Source organism: Streptomyces sp. NBC_01445 (assembly GCF_035918235.1).
In the GTDB taxonomy this organism is placed as follows: Bacteria; Actinomycetota; Actinomycetes; order Streptomycetales; family Streptomycetaceae; genus Streptomyces.
In genome coordinates this window covers 6,104,203-6,130,000 of record NZ_CP109485.1, presented here as the reverse complement: position 1 = coordinate 6,130,000, position 25,798 = coordinate 6,104,203, and the positions used below count along the sequence as shown (strand labels likewise).

Annotated in this window: 22 protein-coding genes (1 of these 22 cut by a window edge); 6 read left to right on the top strand and 16 right to left on the bottom strand. The window is 72.2% G+C overall.

Annotated elements, in window-relative coordinates; genetic code table 11:
* On the bottom strand, positions 1–69 hold the 5' end (the start) of the coding sequence (locus tag OG574_RS27975; protein ID WP_326775447.1) for a stage II sporulation protein M. 939 nt of this gene lie to the left of the window's left edge; the window shows 69 of its 1,008 coding nt (coding positions 1–69); it begins with the start codon at positions 67–69; the stop codon falls past the left edge of the window.
* Positions 70–179: 110 nt separating this feature from the next.
* Here OG574_RS27975 and OG574_RS27970 point away from each other — a divergent pair, with 110 nt between their 5' ends.
* Positions 180–1,106, top strand: coding sequence for an RDD family protein (locus OG574_RS27970; RefSeq protein WP_326775446.1), 927 nt, complete (start codon positions 180–182; stop codon positions 1,104–1,106).
* Positions 1,107–1,123: 17 nt separating this feature from the next.
* Here OG574_RS27970 and OG574_RS27965 read toward each other — a convergent pair whose 3' ends face one another.
* From OG574_RS27965 to OG574_RS27925, 9 genes are all read right to left on the bottom strand, one after another.
* On the bottom strand, positions 1,124–1,738 hold the full coding sequence (locus tag OG574_RS27965; RefSeq protein WP_326775445.1) for a hypothetical protein: 615 nt from the start codon (positions 1,736–1,738) through the stop codon (positions 1,124–1,126).
* A 125-nt stretch (positions 1,739–1,863) separates the two neighbouring features.
* On the bottom strand, positions 1,864–3,327 hold the full coding sequence (gene ahcY / locus OG574_RS27960; RefSeq protein ID WP_326775444.1) for an adenosylhomocysteinase: 1,464 nt from the start codon (positions 3,325–3,327) through the stop codon (positions 1,864–1,866).
* A 235-nt stretch (positions 3,328–3,562) separates the two neighbouring features.
* A complete protein-coding gene (locus tag OG574_RS27955; RefSeq protein WP_326775443.1) occupies positions 3,563–4,567 on the bottom strand; it encodes a cation diffusion facilitator family transporter in 1,005 nt (334 codons plus the stop codon).
* A gap of 129 nt (positions 4,568–4,696) precedes the next feature.
* On the bottom strand, positions 4,697–5,848 hold the full coding sequence (manA, locus tag OG574_RS27950; RefSeq protein WP_326775442.1) for a mannose-6-phosphate isomerase, class I: 1,152 nt from the start codon (positions 5,846–5,848) through the stop codon (positions 4,697–4,699).
* A 63-nt stretch (positions 5,849–5,911) separates the two neighbouring features.
* The gene (locus OG574_RS27945; protein ID WP_326775441.1) at positions 5,912–7,036 is read right to left on the bottom strand and encodes an SIS domain-containing protein; all 1,125 of its coding nucleotides are present in this window, start codon (positions 7,034–7,036) and stop codon (positions 5,912–5,914) included.
* Between the two features lie 43 nt (positions 7,037–7,079).
* Positions 7,080–7,250 (bottom strand): Trm112 family protein, encoded by a 171-nt coding sequence (locus OG574_RS27940; protein ID WP_100597970.1) that lies wholly within the window; start codon positions 7,248–7,250, stop codon positions 7,080–7,082.
* 109 nt (positions 7,251–7,359) lie between these two features.
* The gene (locus tag OG574_RS27935; protein WP_326778647.1) at positions 7,360–8,724 is read right to left on the bottom strand and encodes a phosphomannomutase/phosphoglucomutase; all 1,365 of its coding nucleotides are present in this window, start codon (positions 8,722–8,724) and stop codon (positions 7,360–7,362) included.
* A gap of 68 nt (positions 8,725–8,792) precedes the next feature.
* Positions 8,793–10,409: an L-lactate permease gene (locus OG574_RS27930; RefSeq protein WP_326775440.1), complete on the bottom strand. Its 1,617-nt coding sequence runs from the start codon at positions 10,407–10,409 to the stop codon at positions 8,793–8,795.
* A 140-nt stretch (positions 10,410–10,549) separates the two neighbouring features.
* On the bottom strand, positions 10,550–10,924 hold the full coding sequence (locus tag OG574_RS27925; RefSeq protein ID WP_326775439.1) for a DUF3499 domain-containing protein: 375 nt from the start codon (positions 10,922–10,924) through the stop codon (positions 10,550–10,552).
* Positions 10,925–11,246: 322 nt separating this feature from the next.
* On the opposite strand from OG574_RS27925, the gene OG574_RS27920 reads away from it, so the two are divergent.
* Positions 11,247–11,702, top strand: coding sequence for a metallopeptidase family protein (locus OG574_RS27920; RefSeq protein ID WP_100597967.1), 456 nt, complete (start codon positions 11,247–11,249; stop codon positions 11,700–11,702).
* Between the two features lie 25 nt (positions 11,703–11,727).
* Here OG574_RS27920 and OG574_RS27915 read toward each other — a convergent pair whose 3' ends face one another.
* The 3 genes from OG574_RS27915 to OG574_RS27905 form a co-directional block, all read right to left on the bottom strand.
* Positions 11,728–13,233 carry a DUF5719 family protein gene (locus OG574_RS27915; protein WP_326775438.1) on the bottom strand — a complete coding sequence of 502 codons (1,506 nt, stop codon included), beginning with the start codon at positions 13,231–13,233 and terminating at the stop codon, positions 11,728–11,730.
* Positions 13,230–16,925, bottom strand: a complete 3,696-nt coding sequence (locus OG574_RS27910; protein ID WP_326775437.1) for a glycosyltransferase family 2 protein — start codon at positions 16,923–16,925, stop codon at positions 13,230–13,232. The genes OG574_RS27915 and OG574_RS27910 overlap by 4 nt, the downstream gene beginning before the upstream one ends.
* 274 nt (positions 16,926–17,199) lie before the next feature.
* The gene (locus OG574_RS27905) at positions 17,200–17,463 is read right to left on the bottom strand and encodes a WhiB family transcriptional regulator (RefSeq protein ID WP_093617031.1); all 264 of its coding nucleotides are present in this window, start codon (positions 17,461–17,463) and stop codon (positions 17,200–17,202) included.
* Positions 17,464–18,188: 725 nt separating this feature from the next.
* Here OG574_RS27905 and OG574_RS27900 point away from each other — a divergent pair.
* Genes OG574_RS27900 through OG574_RS27890 form a run of 3 tightly spaced genes read left to right on the top strand, consistent with a single transcriptional unit; the run spans position 18,189 to position 20,989 of the window.
* The gene (locus tag OG574_RS27900; protein WP_326775436.1) at positions 18,189–18,692 is read left to right on the top strand and encodes a cysteine dioxygenase; all 504 of its coding nucleotides are present in this window, start codon (positions 18,189–18,191) and stop codon (positions 18,690–18,692) included.
* Between the two features lie 33 nt (positions 18,693–18,725).
* Positions 18,726–19,685, top strand: coding sequence for a 2-phospho-L-lactate transferase (gene cofD / locus OG574_RS27895; RefSeq protein ID WP_100597963.1), 960 nt, complete (start codon positions 18,726–18,728; stop codon positions 19,683–19,685).
* The gene (locus OG574_RS27890; RefSeq protein ID WP_326775435.1) at positions 19,682–20,989 is read left to right on the top strand and encodes a coenzyme F420-0:L-glutamate ligase; all 1,308 of its coding nucleotides are present in this window, start codon (positions 19,682–19,684) and stop codon (positions 20,987–20,989) included. Before cofD ends, OG574_RS27890 begins: the two co-directional genes overlap by 4 nt.
* Positions 20,990–21,070: 81 nt before the next feature.
* On the opposite strand, the gene OG574_RS27885 is transcribed toward OG574_RS27890, so the two are convergent.
* The 3 genes from OG574_RS27885 to OG574_RS27875 form a co-directional block, all read right to left on the bottom strand.
* Complete coding sequence (locus tag OG574_RS27885; RefSeq protein WP_326775434.1) at positions 21,071–22,081, bottom strand: DNA-3-methyladenine glycosylase family protein; 1,011 nt, start codon at positions 22,079–22,081, stop codon at positions 21,071–21,073.
* Between the two features lie 102 nt (positions 22,082–22,183).
* Positions 22,184–23,266: a nucleotidyltransferase family protein gene (locus OG574_RS27880; protein ID WP_100597960.1), complete on the bottom strand. Its 1,083-nt coding sequence runs from the start codon at positions 23,264–23,266 to the stop codon at positions 22,184–22,186.
* A gap of 83 nt (positions 23,267–23,349) precedes the next feature.
* Positions 23,350–24,756 (bottom strand): peptidoglycan recognition protein family protein, encoded by a 1,407-nt coding sequence (locus OG574_RS27875; protein WP_326775433.1) that lies wholly within the window; start codon positions 24,754–24,756, stop codon positions 23,350–23,352.
* 149 nt (positions 24,757–24,905) lie between these two features.
* On the opposite strand from OG574_RS27875, the gene OG574_RS27870 reads away from it, so the two are divergent.
* The gene (locus OG574_RS27870; protein ID WP_326775432.1) at positions 24,906–25,661 is read left to right on the top strand and encodes a TIGR03089 family protein; all 756 of its coding nucleotides are present in this window, start codon (positions 24,906–24,908) and stop codon (positions 25,659–25,661) included.
* Positions 25,662–25,798: the final 137 nt, after the last annotated feature.

The following is a 25,798-nucleotide window of genomic DNA, read 5'->3' as shown; positions in this document are numbered from 1 at the left end:
GCGGCGCAGCAACGCGTCCAGTCGGTCCCACTCGGCTCGGTGGGCGGACACGAAGACGTCGAGGTCCATCGGGTCGGCTGCTCCTCGGCTGCTGTTTCTGCGGCTACCTCTGCGGCGCGATGTGCCCTCAGCTTGGCAGACTGGCGGTTCCGAGGGCAGGGCAGGGAAGGACGGCCGGCGTGAGTGAGCTTGTGACGGGCGAGGCGGTGGCTCTTGAGCTGCGCCCCGCGAAACTGCCCAGTCGGGCTTTGGCAGTGGTCATCGATCTTGTCGTGGCGTTCACCGTGTACATCCTGGTGACGATGGGGATCGTGGCCTCGACCTCCTCCCTGGACCAGGCGGCGGCCGCCGCGGTGGCGGTGGCGACGTTTTTGCTGGTGCTTGTCGGGGTGCCGATTGCGGTGGAGACGCTGAGCCATGGGCGTTCGCTGGGCAAGATGGCGTGCGGGCTTCGTGTGGTGCGGGACGACGGGGGGCCGATCCGGTTCCGACATGCGCTGGTGCGCGGGGCAGTCGGGGTGGTGGAGATCCTCATGACGTTCGGGGTGGTCGCGTGCATTGCGTCGCTGGTGTCCGAGCGGGGGCGGCGGCTCGGGGACGTGTTCGCGGGGACGCTCGTCGTGCGGGAGCGGGTGCCGGCGGGGCCGGCGCGGTTCGTGCCTCCGCCGCCTCCGTGGCTGGTGGGACGGTTCTCCGGGCTCGATCTGTCGGGGGTGCCGGACGGGCTGTGGCTGGCGGTCCGGTCGTATCTGACGCGGATGGGGCAGCTGGATCCGCAGGTGGGCCATTCGATGGCTGAGCGGCTTGCCGGTGATCTGGCGGCTTGTACGGGGGCTCCGGCGCCGGGGGATGTGCCGCCTGCGGCGTATCTGGCCGCGGTGGTGCATGAGCGGCAGTCGCGGGATGCGCGGCGGGCGTTCGGCGGCGGGGCGGGGGGTGTGGCTCCGGTGGGCGGGCCGAGGCCGGTGTATCCGGGTGCTGCGACGCCTGTTGGGCCGCACGTGGGTCCTGCTGTCGCGGCTGCTGCGCCGCCCGCTCCCGATGTCACGGCTGCGGGTCCTCGCGAGGACGAGGGGCCGGGCACCGGATTCGTGCCGCCTGCCTGACGCGGGGCCGCCGCTTCTCAGGCGAAGGTCGACGGCGGGGATTCGAGGTGTTCGAGTTCGATGCCGGGGGCGGCGAGCACCACGTCGCCGGCGAGGTGGACGGCCTGCTGTTCCCCGGTGTCCAGGTCTGTGACCTGGTATTCGTCGACGTTCAGGGGGCCGGTGTCAGTGGCGTGTGTTTCTGTTTTCAGCAGGGCCCAGGACTGGTCGAGGGTGAGGGGGGCCAGGACCGGGTCGGTGAAGCGGACCAGTCGGACGCGGGTCGCGGGGGAAGCGGGGGTGAGGCGAAGCAGGCGTGCGGTGGCGACGAGGAAGGCCGGCGAGGTGCCGGTGAAGGCGTGGGCGGGGGCGTTTCCCTCGGTGGCGTGGGTGCCGGTGGGGTCGGTGCGTACCCAGGTGACGCCGTCGATGGCTGCTCCTCGTACCTGCCAGCTCGCCGCGTTGAGTTCGAGGCGGATGGGGCGGCCGAGTTCGTCGATGGCCAGGTCGACGGAGCCGGAGTGGTCGCCGGAGGGGGTGACGGTCTGGGAGACGTAGCGCCAGCCGGAGGGACCGGGGGCGCAGTGGAAGTGTTCTTCGCCGAGGGGGGTGTGGTCGTGGGTGTCGTGGAGCGAATAGCGGCCGCGGGGCATGAGGGGCTCTCGAGGTCCTTCGGAGTCGTGCGGACGTCGGGTGGTGCGGGATGCCGGGCCGGTACGGGGCAGGCCCCCCGCACCGGAGTGCGAGGGGCCTGCGTAGCACCGGGGTCCGCTCGGGATCAGTAGCGGTAGTGGTCCGGCTTGTACGGGCCGTCGACCTCTACGCCGATGTACGAGGCCTGCTCGGGGCGCAGCGTCGTCAGCTTCACGCCGAGGGCGTCGAGGTGCAGGCGGGCGACCTTCTCGTCGAGGTGCTTGGGAAGCACGTAGACGTCGGTCGGGTACTCGTCGGGCTTGGTGAAAAGCTCGATCTGCGCCAGCGTCTGGTCCGCGAACGAGTTGGACATCACGAACGACGGGTGGCCCGTCGCGTTGCCCAGGTTCAGCAGACGGCCCTCGGACAGGACGATGAGGACCTTGCCATCGGGGAACTTCCAGGTGTGGACCTGCGGCTTGACCTCGTCCTTGACGATGCCCGGGATCTGCGCGAGACCGGCCATGTCGATCTCGTTGTCGAAGTGGCCGATGTTGCCCACGATCGCCTGGTGCTTCATCCTGGCCATGTCCGAGGCCATGATGATGTCCTTGTTACCGGTCGTGGTGACGAAGATGTCCGCCTTGTCGACGACCTCGTCGAGCGTCGCCACCTGGTAACCGTCCATCGCCGCCTGCAGCGCGCAGATCGGGTCGATCTCAGTGATGATCACCCGCGCACCCTGGCCACGCAGCGACTCGGCACACCCCTTGCCCACGTCGCCGTAGCCGCACACGACGGCGGTCTTGCCGCCGATCAGGACATCGGTGGCACGGTTGATGCCGTCGATGAGCGAGTGACGGCAGCCGTACTTGTTGTCGAACTTCGACTTCGTCACGGCGTCGTTCACATTGATCGCCGGGAACAGCAGGGTGCCGTCGCGGTACATCTCGTAGAGACGGTGGACACCGGTCGTGGTCTCCTCCGTCACACCGCGGATCTCCGAGGCGAGCTGGGTCCACTTCTGCGAGCCCTCGGTGATGGTGCGGTTGAGGAGCTCCAGGATGACGCGGTGCTCGTCCGACTCGGCGGTGTCGGCCGAGGGGACCTTGCCGTCCTTCTCGTACTGAACGCCGTTGTGGACGAGGAGGGTGGCGTCACCGCCGTCGTCCAGAATCATGTTCGGGCCGCCGGTGGGGGTGTTCGGCCAGGTCAGGGCCTGCTCCGTGCACCACCAGTACTCCTCCAAGGTCTCGCCCTTCCAGGCGAAGACCGGGACGCCCTGGGGGTTTTCCGGGGTGCCGTTCGGGCCGACGGCGATGGCCGCGGCGGCGTGGTCCTGGGTGGAGAAGATGTTGCACGAGGCCCAGCGGACGTCGGCGCCGAGGGCGACGAGGGTCTCGATGAGGACGGCGGTCTGGACCGTCATGTGCAGGGAGCCGGTCACGCGGGCGCCGGCGAGCGGCTGCGTGGCGGCGTACTCCTTGCGGATGGACATCAGGCCGGGCATCTCGTGCTCGGCGAGGGTGATCTCCTTGCGGCCGAAGGCGGCCAGGGAGAGATCGGCGACCTTGAAGTCCTGGTCCTGTCGCTTGTCGACAGTCGTCATAGGGAGATTGCTCCTCGTGGTGGTGGGTCGAGGTGGGCATGGCTTGCCTGCGGCGATGGACATACGAGTGCCCGGCGCTCGCAGCGCAGTCCGTCGGAGGCCCTCTCTCCCTCGGCCGGCCCGTCGCGCGGGCCGCCCGACCGCCATCAGCAGCGACGTCTGGCTCAGAGACGAATCTACACCGATCGGCCCAGCCGGACCCAGCCCGCCTCCGGGTCCGGCGCGAGCGGGAGGGTCAGTTGGCGTCCGGTCCCGAGCTGTCGGGGGTCGGGCTGTCCGAGGCCGGGCCGGCCGGGGTCTTGGCCGGGTTGGTGCCGGCCGAGGCAGCCGTCTCGCGGTAGATGTCCGGTTCGAGGTAGATCACGCGGGCGATCGGGACGGCCTCGCGGATGCGGGCCTCCGCTGCGTTGATGGCGTTGGCGACCTCGGTGGCCGTGTCGTCGTGCTGGACTGCGATCTTGGCGGCGACGAGGAGCTCCTCGGGGCCGAGGTGGAGCGTACGCATGTGGATGACGCGGGTGACGGTGTCGCCGTCGACGAGCGCGGTCTCGATCTTCTTGACGTCGTCGATGCCCGCGGCCTCGCCCAGGAGCAGCGACTTGGTCTCGGCGGCCAGCACGATCGCGATGGCGATGAGCAGGATGCCGATGCACAGGGTGCCGATGCCGTCCCAGAGGCCGTCGTCGGTGGCGAGGGCGAGGCCGGTGCCGGCGAGCGCGAGGACGAGACCGATCAGCGCGCCGAAGTCCTCGAGGAGGACGACGGGCAGCTCGGGTGCCTTGGCGCGGCGGATGAACTGGGACCAGCTGAGCTTGCCGCGCAGCTCGTTGGACTCCTTGATGGCGGTGCGGAACGAGAAGCTCTCGGCGATGATCGCGAAGACGAGGACGCCGATCGGCCAGTACCAGTTCTCGAGCGCGTGCGGGTGCTTGATCTTCTCGTAGCCCTCGTAGACGGCGAACATGCCGCCGACCGAGAAGAGGACGATGGAGACGAGGAAGGCGTAGATGTAGCGCTCGCGGCCGTAGCCGAAGGGGTGTTGCGGGGTCGCCTCGCGCTGGGCCTTCTTGCCGCCGAGCAGCAGGAGGCCCTGGTTGCCGGAGTCGGCGAGCGAGTGGACGCTCTCGGCGAGCATCGAGGACGAGCCGCTGAAGAGGAACGCCACGAATTTCGCTACCGCGATCGCGAGGTTGGCGGCGAGTGCCGCCACGATCGCTTTTGTGCCGCCTGAAGCGCTCATGTGTTCCCGATGTCCCTTCGTACGCGGTCCCGGGCCACAGCTCGTACGGATCTGTCCGCGTACGCCGTCCCGGGCTTTGCCCACCCTTTGCGGTGGGTCATTGTTGCAGCCCGGGACAGCTGAGGCGCGTCAGGCCACCACGGTTGCCCGGAACAGGGTGCCGGCTCCGGACACTTCGGTCTTTTCGCCGGCGGGGACGAATGCCGACTGCCCTGCGGTGAGGTCGAGTTCGCCGGCGCGGACGGTGCCCGCGGTGCAGAGCAGGATCTGCGGGGTCTCGGCGGTCACGTCGTGCGCGACGGCGCCCTCGGGCAGGGTGTAGCGGGAGAGGCGGAATTCGTCGATGGGGGTCTCGTAGACCTCTTCGCCGTCGGGGGACGCCTCGGGGCGCAGGATGCCCGGGTCGGTGGCCTCGAAGCGGACGATGCGCAGGAGTTCGGGAACGTCGACGTGCTTGGGGGTGAGGCCGCAGCGCAGGACGTTGTCCGAGTTGGCCATGATCTCTACGCCGAGGCCGTCGATGTAGGCGTGCGGGACTCCGGCGCCGAGGAACAGTGCCTCCCCGGGGTTGAGACGGACGTGGTTGAGCAGCATGGCCGCGATCACGCCCGGGTCGCCGGGGTAGTGGTGGGCAAGTCCGGCGTAGGGCACGTAGTCGCCGCCGAGGCGTTCGGCGGCGGCCTCGGCCTCGGCGACCGTGGCGGCCATCTCCGCGGGGTCCGCGCTCAGTACGGCCGTCAGGACCTCGCGCAGCGCGGCCTCTTCGGGGTGGGCGCGCAGCAGGTCGGCGTAGGGCTTGAGGGAGTCGACGCCGAGGCCCTCGATGAGGCGTGCGGCCTCTTCGGGGGCGCGGAATCCGCACAGGCCCTCGAACGGCGTGAGGGCGCAGATCAGTTCGGGCTTGTGGTTGGCGTCCTTGTAGTTGCGGTGCGGGGCGTCTATGGGGACGCCGGCGCGCTCCTCGGCCTCGTAACCCTCCTTGGCCTGGGCGAGGTCGGGGTGGACCTGGAGGGAGAGCGGGGCACCCGCGGCGAGGATTTTGAGGAGGAAGGGGAGGCGGGGGCCGAACTTCGCGACGGCCTGCGGGCCGAGCTCACGCTCGGGGGCCTGGTCGATCACCTCGTTGAGCGGGCCTCGCCCGGTCCGCGAGGGGGCTCCCGGGTGGGCGCCCATCCACATCTCGGCCTGCGGCTCGCCCGTCGGCTCGGCACCGATCAGGTGCGGGATGGCGGAGGTCGAGCCCCAGGCGTAGGGGCGGACGGTGTTGGTGAGGCGGTCCATCAGGTGTTCTTCTCCGTACGCGGGTCAGGGGCCGGCCGGTGGTTCGGACCGGCCTGGTCCACGTCATGCGCCCGAGGCGAGCGCGAGGTAAACGGCGGCGAAATCCGTGACGGCGATCAGTTCGGCGAGTGTTTCCAGCTCGCCGCCCTCTTCGGGTTCGAGCTCGCTGATCGGGGTGTCGTGGCCGAGGGCCAGCTCGCGGGCGGCGGGCGCGGCGGTGAGGCCGCCGGGGCGGTCGCGCAGGAGGACGACGCGGACGCGCATCGGCTGTGCCTCGTCGACCCGGTCGCGGAAGAAGTCGTCGGGGTCGGCGCCGCCCGCGAGGTCGCCGAGGAGAAGGCGGCCGTGCGCGGGGAGCGCCTCGGGCAGGTCGGAGGCGAGGGCCGGGCGGCCGGCGAGTTCGGCGAGCGCGGCGGCGAAGCGGCGGCCTGCCGGGCCCGCGGCGTGCCCTTCGGTCCAGATCAGGGGCAGGGCGTCGGCGAGCTCGGCGGCGAGTGTCTTGGCGGGGTTGCCGTAGGTCGCAATCGCCGGGCCGCAGCGTTCGGCGGTCTGGTCGAGGCGGTCGGCGACCTTCTCCAGGGTCTCGGCCGGCGCGGAGAGCAGACCGGTGCGGTCCAGGAGGGAGAGCAGCGGGGTGAGCAGGGCCCACAGGGCGCCGGGCGCGGAGGCCGCGGCGGGTTCGTCGTCCTCGTACGGGGCGGTCGCCATCGGTACGAAGAGGCCGTGTGCCCCGGAGACGGCTTCGCTCAGGGGGGCGCCCGCGGGGCTGACGGCGACGATGGTGCAGCCGCGCCGGTAGGCCTGCTCGACGAGGAGGGCGAGTCCCGGCTCGGTGCCGTCGGTGGTCGCGACGAGGAGGAGGTCCACGGGGCCCGCCCAGCCGGGCAGCTCCCAGCGCAGGGCGCCCGCGGCGGGGGCGACTCCGGTGGGGCGCAGGCGGGCTACGGGGCAGGAGGCGCCGGCGAGCCTGTTGAGCAGGTCGGCGACGCAGCCGGCGGCCAGTCCCGGTCCCGCGAAGAGGACGGCGCGCGGGCGGCCGTCCGGTTTGAGCTCGGTGATCCCGGCCTCCGCGGCGTGCCGGACCGCGGTGCGGACGCGGGCGCCGGCCTCGGCGGCGCCGCGCAGGAGTCCGCGGCGGTCGACCCTGGCGAGGGCCTCGGGGGCGTCGAGCAGCGATTCGTCGAGCATGGTGTCAGCCTCCGGGACGGCCCCTGTGGGGCCTGGGTGGGACCTATGCGGGGCGGCGGGCCTCGTCAACGAGGAGCACGGGGATGCCGTCGCGGATCGGGTAGGCGAGGCCGCAGTCCGATCCGGTGCAGAGCAGCTCGGCGTCCGCCTCCTTGAGGGGGGCGTGGCAGGCCGGGCAGGCGAGGATCTCCAGGAGGCCGGCTTCGAGCGGCATGAGGTGTCCCTTCGGCGGTATGAATGTGTGTGCGTGCGGCCTGGTCAGCGTACCGCCGGGGACGGGGGCACGGCTGCTCGGACGGGAGTCCCGGCGGGTGTGGCCGTGGTCAGGCTCTGATGATCGCCAGGACCTCGTCGCGGATCTTGGTCATGGTGGCTTCGTCCCTGGCCTCCGCGTTCAGTCGCAGGAGGGGCTCCGTGTTGGACGGGCGGACGTTGAACCACCAGTCCGCGGAGGTGATCGTCAGGCCGTCGAGCTCGTCGTGCGTGATGCCGTCCCGGCCGGCGTACTCGGTCTTGATCGCGGCGAGGCGGGCGCGCTGGTCGGCGACCGTGGAGTTGATCTCGCCGGAGCCGGTGTAGCGGTCGTACTCGGCGACCAGGGCGGACAGGGCGCCGCTCTGGCTGCCGAGGGCGGCGAGGACGTGGAGCCCGGCGAGCATGCCCGTGTCCGCGTTCCAGAAGTCGCGGAAGTAGTAGTGCGCCGAGTGCTCGCCGCCGAAGATCGCTCCGGAGGTGGCCATCTCCTGCTTGATGAACGAGTGGCCCACGCGTGTGCGTACCGGTGTGCCGCCGTGCTCCTTCACGACTTCGGGGACGGACCAGGAGGTGATCAGGTTGTGGATGATCGTGCCCGCGCCGCCGTTTCTCGCCAGTTCGCGGGAGGCGACGAGGGCGGTGACGGCGGACGGGGAGACGGGGTCGCCGTGCTCGTCGACGACGAAGCAGCGGTCCGCGTCGCCGTCGAAGGCGAGGCCGAGGTCGGCGCGCTCCTCGCGGACGCGCCTTTGCAGGTCCACGAGGTTCGCCGGGTCGAGCGGGTTGGCCTCGTGGTTGGGGAACGTGCCGTCGAGCTCGAAGTACATCGGGACGAGGTCGAGCGGCAGGCCCGCGAAGACGGTCGGGACGGTGTGCCCGCCCATGCCGTTGCCCGCGTCGACGACGACCTTCAGGGGGCGGATCTCCGTGAGGTCGACGAGGGAGCGCAGATAGGCCGCGTAGTCGTCGAGGGTGTCGCGCCGGGTGAGTGTGCCCGCCTTCACGGCCGGTTCGGGGGCGCCCGTCTCCAGCCACTTCTCCGCCAGTTCGCGGATGTCGGCGAGGCCCGTGTCCTGTCCGACGGGGGCGGCGCCGGCGCGGCACATCTTGATGCCGTTGTACTGGGCCGGGTTGTGCGAGGCCGTGAACATCGCGCCGGGCAGGTCGAGCGCGCCCGACGCGTAGTACAGCTGGTCGGTGGAGCACAGGCCGATCTCTGTCACGTCGGCGCCGAGGGCGGCCGCGCCCCGCGCGAAGGCCCGGGAGAGGCCGGGTGACGAGGGCCTCATGTCGTGTCCGACGACGATCGCCGCCGCGTCCGTCACGCGCACGAAGGCGGCGCCGAACAGCTCGGCGAGGCGCTCGTCCCACTGGTCCGGGACCACTCCGCGTACGTCGTACGCCTTGACGATCTGCGACAGATCAGCAGCCACGGTCACCCAACTCTCCTGAAGTCCGCTTCGGACAGCACAAACTACCCGTACGGACTGACAGTCAGCTGTCAGGGCAGCATCCAGCCGAGGACCGCTGAGCTCTGCGCCATCACGATCAGGCACATCACCAGCAGGAGTCCCGCGCTCCACGGCAGCACCTTGCGCAGCAGATCCCCCTCCTTGCCCGCGAGCCCGACGGCGGCGCAGGCGATGGTGAGGTTCTGCGGGGAGATCATCTTGCCGAGGACGCCGCCGGAGCTGTTCGCGGCGGCGAGCAGTTCGGGTGACAGTCCGGACTGCTGGGCGGCGGTGACCTGGAGTGCGCCGAAGAGGGCGTTGGCGGAGGTGTCGGAGCCGGAGACGGCGACGCCGAACCAGCCGAGTACGGGCGACAGGAACGCGAGGCCCGCGCCGGCCGCGGCGACGAAGTGCCCGATGGTGGCGGCCTGCCCGGAGAGGTTCATGACGTAGGCGAGGGCCAGGACGCTGGTCACGGTGAGGATCGCGAAGCGCAGCTCGTACACGGTCGCCAGCCACTCGCGTACGGCCACGCGCGCGTGGACGCCGATGACGGCGGCCGTGATCGCGCCGGCGAGGAGGACCAGGGTGCCGCCGGTGGAGACGAGCGGCAGGGTGAAGAGGTTGCCGCCGACGGGCTTGCCCTCGGGGTTGGCGACGTTCAGGAAGGGCCAGTCGAAGACGCGCGTCGCCTTGGCGATCCAGTCCTTGACCGCGGGTATCTGCGCGATCGAGAAGATGACGACGATGAGCGCGTAGGGGGCGTAGGCGCGCAGGATTTCGGGCCGCGGGTCGTCCTGGTCGAGTTCCTCGCTGCGTACGCCGGTCAGGACGGCGGCGCGTACGGGTTCGGCGGCGGGCCTGCGCGCGTGCGGCACGGCGACCAGGGCGCCCGCGCCGACCAGTGCGGCCCCGATGTCGGCGAGCTGTGCGGAGACGTAGTTCGAGGCGGCGAACTGGGCGGCGGCGAAGGCGACTCCGCAGGCGAGGGCGGGTATCCAGGTCTCGCGCAGGCCGCGCCGCCCGTCCACGAGCCAGACGAGGACCAGCGGCACCACGAGGGCGAGCAGCGGGGTCTGACGGCCCACCACGGAGGCGACGGAGTCGAGCGGGAGCCCGGTGACCTGGGCGAGGGTGACGACGGGCGTGCCCATCGCACCGAAGGCCACGGGCGCGGTGTTGGCGACGAGGGCGACGACGGCCGCCTTGACCGGGTCGAAGCCGAGCGCGACGAGCATCACGGAGCAGATCGCGACGGGCGCCCCGAACCCGGCGAGCGCCTCGAGGAGCGCGCCGAAGCAGAACGCGATGACGAGGGCCTGGATGCGCGGGTCGTCGGACAGCCGCCCGAAGGAACGGCGCAGGATGTCGAAGTGCCGGGTGCGGACGGTCATCCGGTACACCCACAGGGCGTTCACGACGATCCACATGATGGGGAACAGCCCGAACAGCGCGCCCTGTGCGGCGCTCGACACGGTCTGGCCGACCGGCATCCCGTAGGCGAGGCAGGCGACGAGGGCGGCCGCGGCGAGCCCGATGAGGCCCGCGAGGTGGGCCTTCATGCGGACGGCGCCGAGCAGGACGAGCACGGTGACTAGGGGCAGGGTCGCGACGAGTGCGGACAGACCGAGCGATCCGGCCACGGGCTCAAGCTGCTGGACGAACACGGGCGCCTCCCGGGCACTGGGTGGCGAAATTGTTGTGTCCGCAACAAACTCAGGTCAATGTGTGGGACGAAGGAGATTCCGTAAAGGGGAAACCGAAGTCCGAATCCAGCTGCCGGCCCGGCTGCCGGGCGGCGTCCGGCTCAGTTGTCCGGTGAGCGCAGCACCCGGAGATGGCCGCGGCGCGCGACCTCCATCGGGTCCGCCGTGCGGGGGCCGCCGCCCGCCTCGGCCGCGCGCTCCCGCGGGCGGGCCGCCTCACGCACCGCGTTGGCCAGGGCCTCCAGATCGTCGCCGCTGGGGCGCGAGGGGCCGGAGCTGTCGGCGAGCCGGACGACCTCCCACCCGCGCGGGGCGGTGAGGCGCTCGGAGTGCTCGGCGCACAGGTCGTAACAGTGGGGTTCGGCGTAGGTGGCGAGGGGGCCGAGGACCGCGGTCGAGTCGGCGTAGACGTACGTCAGCGTCGCGACGGCGGGACGGCCGCAAGCGGTGCGCGAACAGCGACGTACAGGGCTCACAGCGTTGGACGGTACCGCACTCTTGAGCGGGCCGCGACGACTCCCCGGGAGGTCACCCCACCGTGTCGTGGTGCGCAGCGGCGCACACCGGGCTCCGGGAGCGCGCCGCTGACCTGCGCGGACCGGGAGTGGTGCGCCCCGCGTCCGTGGTGAACGCGGTCACCACTCGGGGCAAATACTGACAGGAGCCGCGAGGCCACCGGTCCGGGAGGGACGCGGAATCGCGCCCAAGTTTGGCTTGATCGGTCAGGAAGCGACATGCCGGTTCCGTACGGGCCGGCGCGGGCAGGTGCATCGGCGGGAGGTCTACGCTGCGTCAGTGATGGAGAACCCCGTACCGCCCCCTGCCGCAGAGCCGAAGCCTCCCCGCCGCCGCGACCGGCACGGCAGGGGCATGCGCGGGCCCGTCGCCCCTCCTCAGGTGCCGCTCTCCGCGAGCCGGGCCGAGGGGTTCGCCGATCTGGTGCAGGACTCCGTGGAGCGGCTCGAGCGACGCTTCCCGCAGCTCGCCGACATCGATTTCCTGATCCTCGAAGTGCCCGCGGTCGGCCCGGCCGGCGAGGGCTGGAGCGACGAGGCGGTGCCCCTGGGCGGCACGATCGCGGCCCGCGAGGGACGCCCCGCGCGCGTGGTCGTCTACCGCCGCCCGGTCGAGATCCGCACCAAGGGCCGCGACGAGCGCGCGGCCCTGGTGCACGAGGTCGTGGTCGAGCAGGTCGCCGAGCTCCTCGGCCTGTCCCCGGAGACGGTGGATCCGCGCTACGGCGACGAGGAGTGACCCGGCGGACCGGGCCACTCCTCGGTCACTTCTGCAGTACCGACAGGTCCTGGTCCGCGTGCGGCACCGAGACCATCCCCCGGTCGTCCGGGAGCGTCTGGACCGTGAACATCGGGACTCCCGGGACGTCCCTGTCGGGCACGTCCAGCATCCGCGAGCCGTAGACCTCCCCGCCCGATACCTGCTCCACCGTCAGCGCGTACGACCCCTTGAGCCCGGCCGGGACCGGCGGCTGCACGGACGTCGTCGTACCGCCCTTCACCGTGTACGTCTTCGAGACCGGGGTCCCGCCCTCGGTGCCCGCCGACGCCGTCACCTTGACCGTGCCCGCCGCGCCCGGGGCCGTCAGCGACAGCGTCGAGCCCTTCGCGCGGTTGTCGGCGACGGTCGCCCGGGCGCCGACGGGCCGGGTCGCCGGGATGAACGCCGACTCCTGATCCTCGCCCTTGCCGCGCACGACGCGCAGGGCGGCCACGACCGGGGCCGAGTCGCCCGTGGGGGTCAGGATCAGGGAGCCGGCCTCGCCGCGCGTGACGTCGCCGAGGTCGACGGCGGCCGTCATCCCCGACTTCACGTGCAGGCTCTCGTGCCCGGCCGGGCTGATGCGGCCGGTCGGGGAGGCCAGCTGGACCTTCAGGTCCGCGTCGTTGTCGCCGGGGGCGAAGGCGACCAGGCGCACGCTCGTGGCGTCCTTCGGGATGCCGGGCAGCACGACCGTGTCCGCGGGGTCCGCGGACGCCGGCAGCCAGTCGCCGCCGAGCTTGTCGTCCGCGGCGAGAACGACGGCGGCGACCCGGCCGCTGCGGGCCGTCACATGGAGCGTGACGTTCGTCTGCGGCTTGTCGGTGAGGGTGGACAGCAGGACCGGCACGCTGGAATGCGGCTGGACCTGGATTCCCTCGCCCACATCGGACTTGATGGCGCCGTTCGCGCCGTACAGCTGGACGTCGACGACGGCGGCCGAGTCGTCCGGGTTCGTGAGGTGGATGTAGTCGCTGCGCTCCTTGGCGGTGGAGGCGCCCGGGAACCAGAAGTCGGTGTCGGGCGCCGAGCAGTTCACCCCTAGGAGGCCGCGGCCGGTGCCGGCGGCCACCTCCGTCGTCTGCTGCACGGTCCAGCCGGGCGCGAGATTCCCGTCGGCGCTGCCCACGAGCGCGGGCGACTCGGCGCCCGACGACTCACCCGCGACGGGCTTGCCCGGCTTCTGCGGGGACAGCACGGGCTTGTCGGCCTTGCCCTTGTCCTTGCCGCTCCCGGCACTGTCCGTCAGCTCGCGCGTGGCGGGTGACAGGGCGGCCTTGCCGGAACTCCCGGACTCCTTCGAGGCGGGTGTGTACGACGTGTACGCGGTCTCGGCGAGGTCCGACGAGCTCGGCGCGGGGCACAGCAGGCTGGAGCGCTCCACCGGCAGCCGGGCGGCCGCCTTCGCGGAGTCGCCGTCGCCGCTGCCGGGCGCGGTGGCCGCCGCGAAGCCGGTGACGGCGGCGAGGGCCCCGGCCGCGGCGATCAGGGACAGGGTGGTGCGGTTCACTGCTGGCTCCCGTCGGGGCGCTCACTGTCGGTGCCGTGCGGCGGCTGCGGCTGCTCGTACGGGTCGTAGGCCTGCTGCCCGTACTGCTGCTGGGCGTCGTACGTGCCCCCGTAGGCGTACGGGTCGTACGGGCCGGCCTGGTACGGGTCGGCCTGATAGGGGTCCGCCTGCTGGGTCTGGTCGTACGTGCCCTGGTAGGGGCCGCCCTGGTACTGCTGCTGGTCGCCTTCGGCGTACTGGCCGTAGTCGGCGGGCGCGTACGCAGGGGAGTCCCACTCGCCGTACGACGGCTGCTGCGGCACACCGGCCGCGGCGAGCTCCTCCTCCGAAGGGGCCGGCGGTGCCGCGCCGTCCGTGCCCTCGGCCGCGGCCTGTTCGGCCTCCGCCTGGGCGCGCAGGCGGCGGGCCCTGCGGCCCTCGCCCTCGACGGCCTGCGCGGGCACGACGGGCTCCTCGGGAAGGTCGTCGTCCACGTCCCTGCGCCGGCCCGGCAGGGCCAGCACCACGAGGACGAGAGCGAGCGCGCCCTGCGCCCACAGCCAGGCCGCGTGCGAGATCGGCGCGTCGAAGGTGACATCCAGGCGGCCGCCCGTGGCGGGCAGTTCGAAGCCCTGCGCCCAGCCGTCGACGGTCGTCTTCGTCAGGGGCGCGCCGTCCAGTGTCGCCGTCCAGCCCTCGTCGGCCGTGTCGGCGATGCGCAGGACGCGGCCGGCCTTGCCCTCGGGGATCTTCGTGTGCAGTTCCACGGGGCCCGCGGCGACGGGCTGCGGCTCGTCGGACCCGGACACGATCGCGGCGCGCGAGACCTGCCGGTCCACGCGCCACAGGGCGGTGCCGTCCTGCTGGCTGAGCCGGGACAGGCCGGGCGTGGAGTCGAGGACGCGGGTCATCTGCCGGGGCGCGCCCGCGCGTACGAGGACGTAGCGCACGGCGAAGCCGCCGAGCTGGTCGGCCTGGTCGGCGCCGGAGCCGGCGACGAGGTTGGCGACGACCTTGTCGAGCTTCTTGTTGCTGCCGCCCGCCTCGGTCAGTTCGCCGTCACCGAGGCGCGCGCCGGCGCCGCGGACCAGCGTGTACGACACCCTGGCGGCCGAGTCGCTGTCCATGACGAGGGTGCGGGCCTGGTCCTGGGTGTCGCTCTCCTCGGCGACGAACGCGGGCACCTGGGTGGGGTCGCGGCGCTCCAGGGGGCCGTCGGCCCCGCGGATCATCCAGCCCGCCGCGGCGAGCAGCGGTCCGGCCACCGCGGCGAACGCGATGAGGGCCGCCACCGGCTGCCGCCAGCCGAAGCTCTGCTCGGCCACGCGCGAGCGTGCCCCCTCGGCGCCGAGCACGGCGGCGGCGAGGAGGGCGATGCCGTAGACGAGGGTCGCGGGTCCGGCCCAGGCCGAGCTGTTCGACAGGGCCGCGAAGACCAGGGCCACCAGGGCGATCGCCCAGGCGGTGAGGACCGCGGGGCGGCGCTCGGTGCGCAGGAGCGCGGCGAGCCCGGCGAGGACGATGCCGATGAGCAGCAGTCCACCGAGGGTGCCGGAGCCGCCGGGCGAGGCGCCGAGCAGTCCGAGCGCGGACGCCGACCCCTTGCCGTACGGGAGGCCGGCCTCCTTGAAGAAGCCGAACGGCAGCAGCGTCAGGGACCACGGCGCGAGCATCAGGAGCGGGGTGCCGAGCGCGGCCAGGAAGCGGAGCCCGTACGCGGTGATGTCGCCGCGGCGGACCGCGAGGAGCGCGATGCCGAGGACGAGCGCGATCGGCCACACGATGGGCGTGAAGGCCGTCGTGACAGTCAGCAGGAGGGCGTACGCCCAGGTTGCGCGCCAGCTGCCGCGCGCCCCCGCGTGGTTCATCAAGCCGCTGGCGGACAACCCCGCGCGCGCGATGAGCGGCAGCAGGATCGCGAGGACCGCGGTGCCGATCCGGCCGCCGGCGAGCGCGCCGGTGGCGGCGGGCAGGAAGGCGTAGGCGACCGAGGCCCACGCCCGCAGCAGGCGCGAGGTGACCAGGGGGCGTGAGGCGAAGTAGGCGGTGAAGCCGGCGAGCGGCACCGAGCAGACGAGGAGCACGGTGACGGCGAGTCCGGTCGAGCCGAACAGGAGCGTGGAGAACGCGGCGACGACCGCCAGGTACGGCGGCGCGGACTGCGTGCCGCCCGTGCCGGCCGGGTGCCAGCCGTCGAGATAGCGCGACCACAGGGCGGACGCGTCACCCGGGGCGGGCAGCAGCGCGCCGCCCGCGAGCGCCCCGCCGCCGAGCAGCGCGCGGCAGGCGATGAGCGAGACGAACAGCAGCACTACGAAGAGCACCGGTCCCGGCTTGCGGGCGATGCGCTTGAGGCGGGCGAACTGCTCGATCTCCAGGAAGTCCGCGTCGTCGCCGCCGGGGCCGGACTCGACGGCGCTGCCGTGCCGTCCCGCGGCGTTGATCTCGGGGTCGGACGCGCCGAAGACGCTGCCCGCGACCTGCTCGACGGTGAGCCGGACCGTGGCGCCCGGCGGCGGGAAGAGCGGCCGCAGCTCCTTGGCGTCGACCACTCCCCTGCCGCGCCTGCGGCGGGCCGCGAGGATCCGCTCGGGCCGCAGCAGGGTGCCGAGGAGTCCGGTGATCTCGTCGAGCGCCTGGCCGGGAACCTTGCCGACGAGGTACGCGAGCGTGCGCGCCAGCGTGCCGATGACGAGGCGCAGGAGCACCCAGGGCAGCACGGCCGTACTGGCGTTGACGAGCAGGGTGTAGACGGCGCCGGCCTTGTCGACCTTGTGCGGTGACGTCGCCGTGCGGCCCACGCAGTCGACGGTGCGGCGCTCGCGCGAGGAGGCCTCGGCGTGCCGGACGACGGCGTCGGGGGCGATGACGACGCGGTGGCCGGCGGCCTGCGCGCGCCAGCACAGGTCGACGTCGTCGCGCATCAGGGGCAGCCTGCGGTCGAACCCGCCGAGCTGCTCGAAGACATCGCGCCGGATCAGCATGCCCGCGGTGGACACGGACAGGACGGGCCGCACGTGGTCGTGCTGCCCCTGGTCCTGCTCGCGGCGGTCGAGGCCGGTCCAACGGCGCCCCGAGTTGGCGATGGAGACGCCGACCTCGAGGAGCTGCCTGCGGTCGTACCAGCCGAGGAGCTTGGGTCCGACGACGGCGACCTCGTTGCCGATCTCGCGCTCGTTCTCGACGACGCGCAGGAGTTCGGCGAGCGCGTCGGGCTCGGGCGCGCAGTCGTCGTGCAGGAGCCACAGCCACTGCTCGGGCTCGCCGTGCGGGAGCTCCGGCATGTCGTAGGCGTCGTCGCGCCAGGTGCGGCTGACGGGGTCCCAGCCGCTGGGGCGCTTGAGGTACGGCAGCTCCTCGGGAGTCAGCACTCCCGCGGTACGCGCCGCTTCGTCGACGGCCTGGCCGAAGCCGGTGCGCCGCGCCAGGTGGAGAACGCGCTCGTCACCGATCGCGTCGGCGATCAGCGTGGCGGAGGCGTCCGCGCTGCCGGTGTCGGCGGCTACGGCGTTCTGTACGGGGCGCTCCTGGCCGAGCAACCCTGACAGGACGTCGGGCAGCCAGCGCGCTCCGTCGTGGGAGACGAGCACGGCGGTGACGACATGTCTGGGGAACTCGGGTGGCCGGGTCGGGTCTGGACCTGCGGCGTGCCCCGGGTTGAACGCGGCTGCGGCAGTGTCGAATTGGCCTGCCGAATGGCTGTGCACGGACATCGAGGTACGGGCCCCGGTTCGTTGGACTGCGGTGGACGCCCGTGCCCTGCGGGGGCGCTGGGTCGTCTCGGACGGGGCCCCACACTAACGGCTGACAACAACGGCGGCCCGCCCCCTGTGGACAACCCAGGGCGACGGGCCGATCGCTACGCGGAAAAGAGTCTTCGGACGGCGTCCTTATTGCGGTCCTTGGGGCGGTGCTCAGTGGATCCTGCTGCGGTCCTTGCCGAGGCCTGTCGTTCTCGTCGTTTCAGACAGCTGCTCTGACAGCGGCTCAGACAGCGGCCTTCTTCAGGCGGCGCCGCTCCCGCTCGGAGAGGCCGCCCCAGATGCCGAACCGCTCGTCGTTGGCCAGTGCGTACTCGAGGCACTCGGACCTGACCTCGCAGGCGAGGCAGACCTTCTTGGCCTCCCGGGTGGAGCCGCCCTTCTCCGGGAAGAACGACTCGGGGTCGGTCTGGGCGCACAGCGCGCGCTCCTGCCAGCCGAGTTCCTCTTCCGCGTCCTCGACCAGCAGTTGCTGAAACGACTCGGTCATAGTGCGCCCCTCGTCCGTCTGTGCGTCCCCGTGATGCTGCCGCTACCGTTTTCGGCTGAACGACACGAGTGAAATTACAAGTGTGCCGATCCGGGCCAGTCAAGCCGAGATCTGCTATTGGGTCCCTTATTCACTCTGCGGAACCAAGGGTATGCGGAAAGTGTTCAAATCGGCATATACCTTGACACTTGCCAGAGGCCCATCCCGGTCGTCGCTCCCCCGAGAGCTCCGGCAGACCTCGCGCGGGCCTCTGCAAGGGAGGACGCCTGGAGCGTTGATCCCGTTCCGGGAGCGGCGCCGGAGCGTTCCGGATCACATTCGGATCACGGGAGCGCGACGGCGTTTGTGCGCCCGGTTGATGCGCCATGTGTCCCGGCCGGAAGCTGAACAAACCTTTCGCCTGGCACGACAACCGGATGAGGTGAAACATATCCCACAATCCGGACACCTAGTTGACAGAGGAGGAATGAACCGGTGTCCTGGTGGGCATGCTCGCGAACTTGGCGCTTTCCGTGACCCGACCCGGGTCCCTCGGTGCTGCCCACGCGCGCTGTTGCTGTTGCTGTCCCAGCTGTTGAGCCCACCGCGCTCCGGCTGAATCTCCTCGCTCCACCGCGCTCCACTCCCCCGGCAGTTCATCCGTGCCGGGCGCCGTCCAGCGACACCCCCAGCACACCGCACACCGCACCCCGCACTCCGCACTCCGCCGAGGAGCCCCCGTACCCATGAACAGTGACAGCGACCTGCAGATCGCCGGCGACATCCTCGAAGTACCCCACCTGCTCCAGCCCGCGCGCGAGCACCCGGCCACCGTCGCCGAGTTCGCCGGCCTGGCCCGCACCATCGCCGCCGACCGCGGCCGGTGGGAACACCTCGTCGAGTACGACGCCACCAGCCGCTGGTACCACCGGCTCCAGACCGGCCCCGGCTACGAGGTCTGGCTGCTGTCCTGGGTGCCCGGGCAGGGCAGCGGACTGCACGACCACGGCCGCTCCTCCGGCATACTGACCGTCCTCCAGGGTGAGCTGACGGAGCGTTCGGAGCGCGGCGCCCGCACCCTCGCGCCCGGCGCACAGCGCGTCTTCGCTCCCGGATACGTCCACGAGGTCGTCAACGACGCGCTGGAGCCCGCAGTCAGCCTCCATGTGTACTACCCCGGGCTCACCGAGATGCCCATGCACGCCCCCCGCTGCGTCAGCGACGCCATGCAGGATGCCGTGACCGCCTGACGAAGTGTCGTACCCGCCTGCGATGCTGGGCACATGCGCATTGTGGTTCTGGCAGGCGGCATCGGTGGTGCCCGGTTCCTTCGCGGTCTCAAGCAGGCGGCGCCGGACGACGCGGTCATCACGGTCATCGGCAACACCGGGGACGACATCCATCTCTTCGGCCTGAAGGTCTGTCCGGACCTCGACACGGTGATGTACACGCTCGGCGGTGGCATCAACGAGGAGCAGGGCTGGGGACGTACGGACGAGACGTATCTGGTCAAGGAGGAGCTGGCCGCCTACGGGGTGGGGCCCGAGTGGTTCGGTCTCGGCGACCGGGACTTCGCGACCCACATCGTCCGTACGCAGATGCTGGGCGCCGGCTATCCGCTCAGCGCGGTCACCGAGGCGCTGTGCGAGCGCTGGAAGCCCGGCGTGCGGCTCATCCCGATGTCCGACGACCGCGTCGAGACGCATGTGGCGGTGACCCTCGACGGGGAGCGCAGGGCCGTGCACTTCCAGGAGTACTGGGTGAAGCTGCGGGCCTCTGTGGACGCGCACGCCGTGGTGCCCGTCGGCGCCGAGCAGGCCAAGCCCGCGCCGGGTGTCCTGGAGGCCATCGCCGAGGCGGACGTCATCCTCTTCCCGCCGTCCAACCCCGTCGTCAGCGTCGGGACCATCCTCGCCGTGCCGGGCATCCGCGAGGCCATCGCCGAAGCCGGTGTGCCCGTTGTCGGCCTGTCGCCCATCGTCGGGGACGCGCCCGTGCGCGGCATGGCCGACAAGGTCCTCGCCGCCGTGGGTGTCGACTCGACGGCCGCCGCGGTCGCCGAGCACTACGGGTCGGGGCTGCTCGACGGATGGCTCGTCGACACGGTGGACGCCGGCACGGTGGAGCGCGTCGAGTCGGCGGGCATCCGCTGCCGCGCGGTGCCGCTGATGATGTCCGACCTGGACGCGACGACGCAGATGGCGCGTGAGGCGCTCACGCTCGCGGAGGAGGTCCGCGCGTGAGTGACACTCCCTCCGCTCCCTCCTTCCGTGCCTGGGCGCTCCCCGGCATCCCCGAGGTCCGCGAGGGCGACGACCTCGCCAAGCTGATCGCCACCGCCGAGCCCGGCCTCGTCGACGGGGACGTACTACTGGTCACCTCGAAGATCGTCAGCAAGGCCGAGGGCCGGATCGTCGAGGCCACCGACCGCGAGGCGGCCATAGACGCCGAGACCGTACGGGTCGTCGCGCGCCGCGGCCCCCTGCGCATCGTCGAGAACAAGCTGGGCCTGGTCATGGCCGCGGCCGGCGTCGACGCGTCGAACACGCCCGCGGGCACGGTGCTGCTGCTGCCCCAGGACCCCGACGCGTCGGCCGCGGCGATCCGGGACGGGCTGCGGGACACACTCGGCGTGGACGTCGGGGTCGTCGTGACGGACACCTTCGGCCGCCCCTGGCGCAACGGCCTGACCGATGTCGCCATCGGCGCCGCGGGCGTGCACGTCCTCGACGACCTGCGCGGCGGCACGGACGCGTACGGCAATCCCCTCAGCGCCACGGTCGTCGCCACGGCGGACGAGCTGGCCGCCGCCGGGGACCTGGTCAAGGGCAAGGCGGCCGGGCTGCCCGTCGCCGTCGTGCGCGGGCTCGCGCACGTGGTGGGCGAGGGCACCGGCGCGCGCGAGCTGGTGCGCGTAGCGCGGGACGACATGTTCCGGCTCGGCACGTCCGAGGCCGTACGGGAGGCCGTGACCCAGCGGCGTACGGTGCGGGCCTTCACGGACGAGCCGGTCGACCCGGGAGCCGTGCGGCGCGCGGTCGCCGCGGCCGTGACGGCGCCCGCCCCGCACCACACGACGCCGTGGCGGTTCGTGCTCCTGGAGTCCGAGGAGTCGCGCGTACGGCTGCTCGACGCGATGCGGGACGCGTGGATCGAGGATCTGCGGCGCGACGGCAAGAGCGAGGAGTCCGTCGCCAAGCGCGTGCGCCGCGGTGACGTGCTGCGCCAGGCGCCGTATCTGGTCGTGCCGTGCATGGTGATGGACGGGTCGCACACGTACGGGCACGCGCGCCGGGACGCCGCCGAGCGGGAGATGTTCGTGGTCGCGGCCGGCGCGGGCGTGCAGAACTTCCTGGTCGCGCTCGCCGGTGAGCGGCTCGGCTCCGCGTGGGTGTCGTCGACGATGTTCTGCCGCGATGTCGTACGCGAGGTGCTCGGCCTTCCGCAGGAGTGGGACCCGATGGGCGCCGTGGCCGTGGGGCACGCGGCCGTCGCACCTGCGGAGCGCCCGGCGCGCGACGCCGGTGACTTCGTGGTCGTGCGCTAGAGCCCTCCTTCACATTCCCGTCGTCCGCACGGAGGGGGCGCGGGGCAGGCGGGAAGGTGAAGAAGACAGGCCCTGGAGGACCTACCAGTCGGCGATGTTCGTGCGGCGCATCTTCGGCTGTCTGCGCGGGGGTGTGCGGCCACTGAGGAGGATGAGGCGGGCCGCGCGGTGGCGCTGGCCCTGCTCCTCGTACGGGGCGAGGAGCCGCAGCATCTCCGCGTCGTCCGCGTCGCGGTTGCCGGCGAGCGCGTAGCCGACGATGCCCGGCAGATGGACGTCGCCGGTCGTCACGGCGTCGGCGGCGCCGTTGCTGCGCTGGACCGTCTCGGCGGAGGTCCAGGGGCCGATGCCGGGGATCAGTTCGAGGCGGGCGCGGGCGTCGGCCGGGGTCATCGCCGCGGCCTCCTCCATGCGGCGGGCCACCTTCACGGCGCGCAGGATGGTCGAGGCCCGCTTGTTGTCCACGCCCGCGCGGTGCCACTCCCAGGACGGGATGAGCGACCAGGTACGGGGTTCCGGCATGACGTGGAGGCCGAGCCCGGCGGTGGGGCCGGGTGCCGGGGTGCCGTACGTGCGCAGCAGGATCCGCCAGGCGCGGTACGCCTCCTCCGTCGTGATCTTCTGTTCCAGGATCGACGGGATCAGCGATTCCATGACCAGACCCGTACGCAGCAGGCGCAGACCAGGCCGGTAGTGGTGGGCGTGGGCGACCAGCCGGTGGCGCGGCTCGAACGCCTCGGGCTCGTCCGACTCACCGAGAAGTTGCGGGAGTTGGGCAAGCAGCCAGGTTGCGCCCGGGCCCCATGCCTCCGCTTCGGCGACTGTGCCGCGCAGAGCCACGCGCAGCGTGCCGGGGCCCTCGGGCGTGCGGGTGGCCCGCCAGACAGAGCCGTCCGGTGTGACGCGGAAGGCGGGGTCGGCGGGCCCCCGGCGCAGCGGTCCCAGGGTCAGGCCCAGGTCGAACGCGCCCTTGGGCGTCCAGCGGCGGGTCTGCGCCGCGGTCGCCGGGCGCGGCAGGACGGCCTTGGGCACGACGGCCTCGCCGCCGCGCACCGTGGTGCGCGTGGGACGGGGGGCGTATCGGCCGGCCAAGGGGTCCTCGTCGAGTGGTGGGGTGCTCCTTGCAGCGTAGGGGGTCGGCCTCGCCGGCCCCTACTGGTCCGAGGAGACGACCCCTACTGGTCCGAGGGACCCCTACTGGTCCGAGGAGAAGCGCACCGCCGCCGCCGGGATCCGGGCGTCGCACCACACCCGTACGCCCGACTGGAGTTCGTTGTCCGGGCCGACCGTCGCGCCGTCGCCGATCACCGCGCCCGTCAGGACCGTGCGGGCGCCCACGTGGGCGCCGCGGCCGATCAGGGAGTCGGTGACGACCGCGCCCGCCTCGACCGTCGCGCCGGCGAGGACCGCGCTGCCCGAGATGCGGGCGCCCTCGCCGACCGTCGCGTTCTCGCAGACGACCGTGCCGTCCGTGAGCTTCGCGCCGGGGGCGACCGAGGCGGTGGGCAGCGTGAGGCTGTCGCCGCGCCGGCCGGGGACGGCCGGGGACGGCGCGCGGCCGAGGACGAGGTCGGCGGAGCCGCGCACGAAGGCCTGGGGGGTGCCCAGGTCCAGCCAGTACGTGGAGTCGACCATGCCCTGCAGGTGGGCGCCGGACGCCAGCAGGTCGGGGAACGTCTCGCGTTCCACCGAGACGGGACGGCCCGTGGGGATCGTGTCGATGACCGAGCGGCGGAACACGTAGGCGCCCGCGTTGATCTGGTCGGTGACGATCTCCTCGGGCGTCTGGGGCTTCTCCAGGAACGCCTGGACCCGGCCCGTCGCGTCCGTGGGGACCAGGCCGAACGCCCGCGGGTCCTCGACCCGGGACAGATGCAGGGAGACGTCCGCGCCGGTGGTCTCGTGCTCGTCCACCAGGGCGCGGATGTCGAGGCCGGTGAGGATGTCCCCGTTGAAGATCAGGACCGGATCGGCGGGTCCCGAGTGGAGCCGCGACGCGACGTTGCGGATCGCGCCGCCGGTGCCGAGGGGCTCCTCCTCGGTGACGTACTCCAGATGCAGTCCGAGGCGTGAGCCGTCGCCGAAGTACGGCTCGAAGACTTCGGCGAGGTACGAGGTGGCGAGCACGATGTGCTCGACGCCCGCCGCTCTCGCCCGGGCCAGCTGGTGGGTGAGGAACGGGACGCCCGCCGCCGGGACCATCGGCTTGGGTGTGTTCACGGTGAGCGGTCGCAGTCGGGTGCCCTTGCCGCCGACCAGGAGGATCGCTTCTGTCACCTGTCGTCTCTGCTTCCTGCTGGGGCCGGTCGAACTGCCTTTCGGCCGGCCAGTGTATGCAGACTGTGCGGTGCGGCCGGGCGTCAGCGGCCCTGGAGACTGGCCGATGTGGACCGGGCGGTGCCGAGCTTGTCGTAGAGGCGGCGCCCCGGGCACTCGGTCGCGAAGCCGTCCCGGTGCCCCGAAATCGCGTTCAGTCGTACGCTCTTTCCCTTGGGGTACAGATTGCCACCGGCTGACGTGAGATATGTCTTACCGCTCGGATTCACCCCGTAGAGGCCAAGCTTCCAGGCCGTCAGGCGGGCGAGGGCGTCCACCGCGGCGGCCGGCGGCTTCGAGGAGCCGAAGGTGCCGAGGACCGCGACTCCCATGCTGTTCGAGTTGAACCCGAGGGTGTGGGCGCCCATGACCGGCTTCGCCACACCGCCGGCGCGGCCCTCGTAGATGTTGCCGCACTTGTCGACGAGGAAGTTGTAGCCGATGTCGCGCCAGCCCATGCTCTTCACGTGGTAGCGGTAGATACCGCGGATGACTGAAGGGGCTTGCGAGCACTTGTAGTTGTTGCCCGTGGCGCTGTGGTGCACGAAGGTCGCCTTGACCTTCGAGGTGTAGCCGAAGGCGCGCTCGCGCAGCTTCTCGTCGGCGCCCCAGCCCTTGCGCGTGACGATGCGCGGGCGCGGGCCGATGTAGGGGCTGACCTTCGCGTCGGCCTCACCGCCGCCGGCCTCGATGAGCTCGTTCTCGGTCTCCTTCTTGGTGAGGGCGGGGATGGCGTCGGCGCCTAGGGGGGCCAGGTCGGCGTTGACGGCGGAGGAGGCGGCGGACTCGGCGGTCAGCACGCCGGAGCCGGCGGCTTCGGCGGGGGCGCCGCCGGGCACGGGCTCATCGCCGGGCGCGGGCTCGCCGGCGGGCGGGGGCTCCTCTCCGGGGTCGACCAGGTCGAGGCGCAGGCCCTTGGGCAGAGGGGCCTGAGCGGCGGAGTTCGCGGAGGATCCGGCGGTCCGGTGCGCCGGGGCCGCCTGGGGGCGCACGCGCACCTCGACGCCGTCGGACGCGCCGACCCACAGCGGGGCGGTGGCTCCGCGCAGCCGGCCCGAGTCGTGCTCGGCCGTGCCGGGGTCGGGGGCATGGTCGCTGTTGTGGGTCTCGACGTCCTGCCAGCCGGACCAGCGGGCGGTGCCCATGGCGCGCGTACGCACCTGGACGCTGCCCTCCAGCGCCAGGGCCGGGTCTTTCCAGACGACGCCGACGAGCGAGAAGGGGTGCACATCGCGCTGGGTCAGGCCCTGTTCACCTGGGGCGCGCAGGCCGCGGTCGCGGGGCAGGACGGTCAGGGGGAGCGACTGGGTGCTGCCGGATACGGCTTCGGCGGTCAGGGCTCTGCCGGCCGAAGGGGTCGTGGCTGCCCCGACTCCGGAGGACAGGGCGAGCGGAAGGGTGAGGGCTGCCGCGGACGCGACGCCGATCGAGGAAATGAGGAATCCACGCATGCCAACGATCGTGGACATAGGGGTGCATATCTGTCCATCGGGAAGTGTCATTGGTGGGCAGGGGAATTGACGGCTCATCGGGCCGACACGACGGCGTGGTTCCCCCGGTCGGCCCCACACCGTCGCGCGCCCCGCGTACCCTTGCGCCCGTGAACGCCACCGACCGCACCCCCGCCGACCTGCTGCGATCCGCGCTCGCCGCCGATCCAGGACGCCCACTGGTGACTTTCTACGACGACGCCACGGGCGAACGTGTCGAACTGTCCGTGGCCACCTTCGCCAACTGGGTGGCCAAGACCGCCAATCTCCTCCAGGGCGACCTCGCCGCGCAGCCCGGCGACCGCCTCGCGCTGCTGCTGCCCGCGCACTGGCAGAGCGCTGTCTGGCTGCTCGCGTGCGCGTCCGTCGGAGTCGTCGCCGATGTCGGCGGTGACCCGGCCGCCGCCGACATCGTCGTCAGCGGCCCCGACTCCCTGGACGAGGCGCGCGCCTGCTCCGGGGAACGGGTGGCGCTCGCGCTGCGTCCCCTGGGCGGTCGCTTCCCGCAGCCGCCGGAGGGCTTCGTCGACTACGCGGTCGAGGTACCGGGGCAGGGCGACCGCTTCGCCCCGTTCGTACCCGTGGACCCGGAGGAGCCCGCGCTCGTCGTCGCGGGGGCCGAGCTCACCGGCGCCGAGGTCGTCGAGAAAGCGCGGGCCGACGCCACGGACCTCGGCCTGACGGGCCCCGGCTCGCGCCTGCTGTCCGGACTCCCGTACGACACCTGGCGCGGTCTGAGCGCGGGTCTTTACGCGCCACTCGCCACCGGCGGTTCCGTCGTCCTGTGCCGCCACCTCGACGGCCTGGACGAGGATTCCCTGGCCAAGCGGGTCGAGAACGAGCGGGTCTCGGCAACCGCGCGCTGAGACACCCGGGCCGCCGGCGTCACCCGTTCGGCCCTGTCCACCCCTGGGCCGCCGGGCCCCGGGCGCCGCGCCGGGCCATGGTCGAAGGGGCGCACCTGCGCACCGTCGTCGCCATGAGGGGTGGACTCACGTGACCG